Source organism: Williamsia sp., assembly GCF_036566845.1.
Taxonomy (GTDB): domain Bacteria; phylum Actinomycetota; class Actinomycetes; order Mycobacteriales; family Mycobacteriaceae; genus Williamsia.
Window position 1 is genome coordinate 1 of record NZ_DATCVM010000267.1, and the last position, 5,093, is coordinate 5,093.

Consider the following 5,093-nt stretch of genomic DNA (forward strand, 5'->3'; position numbering starts at 1 on the left):
TCGAACGGTGCGGTCACCATCATCGCGATCATCGCCTGCGCGCTTCTTCTCGGTGCACTCAAGGGCAATGTCTCGAAGGTCGTCACGATCGGCGGACTCTCGGTGGTCGGGCTGCTGTTCGTTGCGCTGGCAGCCAATCAATCCGCCCAAGACGCCCTCGGCCAGTGGGCGTTAGGGCTGCTCGGCATCTGAAAAGCCCTGAGCACCACCCGCATCCGAGTTCACCGCCGAGGAGCACCCGTGATCGAAACCGACGACCTGATCTACCGCGTCGACAACCACTACCTGGGGCCGACCGGCAAGACCCTTCCTGTGCCGATCCGCTACTCGGCTGTGGGCGTGGGCCTGAGCACGTTCTTCGCACTGTTCATCATCGCCCGATCCGTCCTTCACCTCTCCTTGAGCTACGGCACATTTCTGATTCTTGTCGTCTCGACGGTCGCGGTGTCGAGCCGAATCACCAAGTACATCAGCGCGGACCGACCGTTGCGCTCGGTGATCACAGCCGCCTACAACGACCTCACCTCTCCGCGCCCACCCAAGGCCGGCGAAAGCATCTACATCACCCTTCCACCACCTGATCGAACTCGCCGTGGCGTTGGCGGCCACAACCATTGCGCTAGCCCCTGTGAGGCGAGCATCTGATGACCACGCACGAGAACGACGTTGCGTCTCTGTTCGACCCACGTAGCACCGGCCACATCCCCGTTGTTCCGCCCGGCGCTCTGCCTCCGTCCTGGGCTGCGGGGCGTACCGCTGCGCCACCGGATCGTCATGAGCCTGACCCGCCGCACACCCCCGATGTGTGGGCCGGGCCCGAACCGGTCGAGACAGACGACGTCGCGAGCATGACAACAGCCGACGAGATCCCCGACAAAGCTCGCGGTCGACGACGTGGGCGCGGCACGAGCAGTAAGTCCGCCTGCGCGAAAAAGTCCGAGACGCTCAAGGCGCAGGAACGCGCTGCCCGCAGGGTCGCGAAGAACCGCAAGAGCGTGAAATTGGAACTGTGCGGCACAGCAGGACACATCACCCGCACACCGAGGACTGCGACCGCATGGTTCGTGCAACCGCCCGGACCATGGAACATGCGCCCGACACCCAAGCAGCGACGCTACATACGCGACGAAGCGCTGATCCTGGCCAACCTCCGCGAGGCGGGCGTCGAGCACCTGCACCGTCGGCTCACCCGCGCGCCGTGGCCGGTCCGAGCATGGGCACGTTCACATCACGAGTGGGCGACACCCCTGCCCGATGTCGACGGCGCTCTCTCGTGGAACGACTACCTGCGCGGTCAGCAGCACGGCATGCTCTGGTCCGAACCGACGATCAAGGGCCGATACTGGGGCATCGAATTGCCGGCGCGCTCGATGTCGAGCAGGGGGCTCGACTACCTCGCGCTGTGGCTGTCCGGCTTCGGCCGGATCGGTGCAGCCGTAACGCGTTGGGCGGACGAGTCGTTCGACCGCGAAACAGCCATGCTCGACGAGCATCTGGCGACCCTGGCCCGGATCATGGCCGCACGCGGAGCCGATGCACGCCCGGCCACCGCAGGGCAGATGGACTACCTGTTGCAGCGCTCCGCGGCGATCGGTCTCCCGCTCGATATCGACGGCGTGATCTCGGGCGGTGGCGATTGGACGGACACCGACATCGCTTCCCTCGAAGACCTCGCCGATCTCTCGCTCACCCCGGGCGACGGCTTCACCACCGTCTCCGGTCTCGTCGACGGGCGCCGATACAGCGCTGCCGTGATCGTCTTGACGATCGGCCGCATGGCGCCGATGCCGATCCCGGAGCAGATGTTGCCGTGGCAGGTGATCGGCGACGGCTCGGGCGAGCCTCTCGAATGGTCCGAACGCATCACGCTCGAAGAGAAGACCGCGACCGCCCGCGCGATGCGCTTCGTGACCGACAAGATCACCAACCAGTTCAAGCACTACACGGTCGAACACGACGAAAGCCCGCCGACTGAATTGCAGGAACAACATGCGGCGGCGCAGAAGATCAAAACGCATCTCGAACACGATCATTCGGGGCTCTCGACCCGGGTCAAGGGGTGGTGGCGGATGGCGGTCGTGGGAGCGAACGCCGACGAGGTCCGCCGCAAGGTCTCGACCCTGCAGGAGATGCACTCCCCGCACATCATCCTCGAGCACGAGCACGGGCAGTACCAACTACTCCGCGAGTTCATTCCCGGCCAGCGGCAAGCGAACATCGCCCACGCGCGCCGCATGAGCGTCTACGACGCCTCCGCGGGCATGGCGGCGGTCGGAGACCGTATCGGTGACCGGACAGGACTGATCGTCGGACAGACTGCGTCGATCGCACCGAGGCCAGCTGTGTGGAACTGCTTCGCAGGCCCGGAGAACAAGGACAAATCCGGGCTCACCCCGATCGTCGCCGTCCCCGGGTCGGGCAAGACGTTCCTGGCCGGAATGACGGTCTACCAAGCTGTCCGCGCCGGCGCCTACGGAGTCATCCTCGACCCCTCCGGTCCGCTCGCCCGGCTGGCCACACTGCCGGAACTGGCGCCGTTCACGAGGGTCTACGCATTGACCGGGCGCTCACGTCCAGGCGCACTCAACCCGTACCGCGTGATCGCCGACCCGGACCCCGACGATCCCGAGTACTCCCCCACACATTCGCACTACGCACTCGATCCCGATCCGGCCGCAGCAGCGGCAGATCAGTACCAAGCGGACCTGCGTGCAGCTGCCGCCGAACGCATGGAATGCGCCGTGTCGGTGCTGAAAATGATGCTCACCGACAAGGACGTCGAGCAGCGATGGACGGAAAGTGTCCTCCACACGGCAGCGCACAACGTCGGCGGCGACGCCGGCCATCACCTCGGTCAGGTTCTCGATCAACTCGCCGCAATGGCGGAAAACGAACAGGACACCGAGGTCAAGACGACCGCCCGCAGCATTCATCAGAAACTGCACATGATGTCCCAACTCGCTGAAGCTCGGGTGCTGTTCCCCAAGCCCGGCACACTCGGCGGATTCGACGCCGACACCACCTTCGACGAGCGCCTAACCATCCTGACGATGCCCGGCTTGCAGCTCCCTCCGGAAGGCGTTCCGTCCTCGCAGTGGACACCGCAACAACGGATGGCCGCGCCGCTGATGCACATGGCAGCGTGGCAGGCCAACCGGCTCATCTACGACAAGCCGCGCCAGGCCCGCAAAATCCTGTTCCTCGACGAAAACAAGTACCTCGAACAAACCGGCGCGGGACGCACGCTGAATCTCCGGATCGCACGTGACAGCCGCAAATTCAACGTGCGCGCCCTGGTGTGCTCGCAGCTACCCGACGACTACCTCGGTGTCGACGGCACCGACGACAAGTCGGCGCTGACTTATGAGGTCATCATCGGAGACCTCGGCGGCAACGAACACGCCATCGAGGGCGCATTGAAGTTGCTGAACCTGCCCGCCGGGCAGGGATACGAGGCGACATTGGCCGATCTCGGGGGCGGCGGAGAAGACACGTTGGACCCGGACACGGACACCTCGCACATGGACCAAGCTAGGCGGTTCGTGATGAAAATGGCCGACGACATCGAGATCGTCCGCTGCGATTGGACCAATTTCACCCACCTCGCGCACGTCTTTCAGGCCCTCGACTCCCGTCCACGAGCGGCCACAACCATCGCCGGTGGTACGCCGTGAACGACGCTGCGCCGAACGTCCCGACATTGGGCGTGCCCGCAAAGCTCATCCGGTTGTTCGCAGTGTTCACGATCGTGGTGATCTCACTGGTCGGCCCACAGTTGGGCACCGCGCACGCGGGCGGTTTCGACTGCAAAGAAGCTCCCTCGCCGCAGTTCCCGAACGCAGTATTTCCCACGGTCTTCGACTCCCACAGCGCCACCGAGCCACCCCACAACGGAAACCCCACCGGTTACCAGACCTACGGGTGGGCCGGATTACGTTGGTACACCTACGACCTCGGCTGCGGTGAAGACTTGGTCCGCGCACCCGGCGCTGTCGCGGACACAAGCACCGGCAACGCGTTTCTGATGGTCGGGCAGTCGTTGGCCGCGATCGCGTTCTGGCTCGACGATCAAACGAAGTCCGGGACCGAAGCAGCCCAATCCGGAATCACTCCCGCGCTCGATCAGTTCGACATGATCGTCGCCTCCATCGCCACCGGCACATCCGGTGTCTACGGAAAATGGATCGGGCTGGCATTGATGTGCGGGGCAACAGTCATCTTGTGGAACGCGCTCAAGTCCAACGCCGCGGCTGTCACCAAGACAGTGATGCTCGCCGCCGCCGGTGTGACGTTGGGGGCGTTGATGGTCGGAGCGCCCCAGAAGGCGATGAATGTCGCGGACGAAACATTCGGGCAGCTGATCACCGGAACCCAAGGTGAAGTGTTCGAGGCGGCGGGTCTGGAAACCGATCCGCGCAACGTCCTGATGGACAAAATTCTCCTGCCGGACATCTCCAAAGGCTGGTTCGGGCCGAACTTCGACGAATCCGGCGTACCGCCGGATCAGCAACTCCAACCCAAACTCCGCGACACACTCGCCTTCACCTACGACGAACAGGAACGGGTCAAGGGAGACACCGAGGCCGCGAACGAACTCGCCGAGTCGAAAGCGGCGCGGTTCCAGGACGAGATCATCAAACCCCTATCCGCACAGAATCTTTCATACACACAGTTTCAAGGAAAGGACAGTGGCCGAACCTCGACCGGGTTCCTGGCCATGGTGAAGGTCGGGTTACCGTCACTTCTGTGGTCCGGCGCCTCGATCCTGAAAATTGTTGCGCTGCTTTCTATCCGATTCGCGATCCTGTTCGCTCCGATGTGGGTTCCGTTCGTCGTCCTCTCCGGAGGATTCCTCGAACGTGTCATGCGGATGATCGGCACCGCCTACCTCTGGGGTGTCGCAGGAGCAACGATCGTGGCGCTGTATCTCGTTGCCCTCGTGAAGCTCTACCACGTCGACAACGGCTCGGTCGACGGTTCGTGGCGCCTGTGGTTCATGGTGATTCTGTCGTTGATCTGCTGGTTCATCATGCGCCCGTTCAAACGGATCTCGAGCACCTTCCGACAAAACTCCGCCGGTGCACTCAACCGCA

At 63.7% G+C, this 5,093-nt stretch carries 3 protein-coding genes and 1 pseudogene; all 4 read left to right on the top strand.

Going from position 1 to position 5,093, the window contains the following annotated elements:
* Window positions 1-192: pseudogene (locus VIQ49_RS25320) on the top strand (hypothetical protein); the annotation flags it as partial.
* A 48-nt stretch (window positions 193-240) separates the two neighbouring features.
* Window positions 241-645 carry a hypothetical protein gene (locus VIQ49_RS25325; RefSeq protein WP_331889341.1) on the top strand — a complete coding sequence of 135 codons (405 nt, stop codon included), beginning with the start codon at window positions 241-243 and terminating at the stop codon, window positions 643-645.
* A complete protein-coding gene (locus VIQ49_RS25330) occupies window positions 645-3,674 on the top strand; it encodes an ATP-binding protein (protein ID WP_331889342.1) in 3,030 nt (1,009 codons plus the stop codon). Before VIQ49_RS25325 ends, VIQ49_RS25330 begins: the two co-directional genes overlap by 1 nt.
* Window positions 3,671-5,093, top strand: a 1,423-nt coding sequence (locus tag VIQ49_RS25335; RefSeq protein ID WP_414731722.1) for a hypothetical protein, incomplete at its 3' end; no start/stop codon positions are given. The genes VIQ49_RS25330 and VIQ49_RS25335, both read left to right, overlap by 4 nt.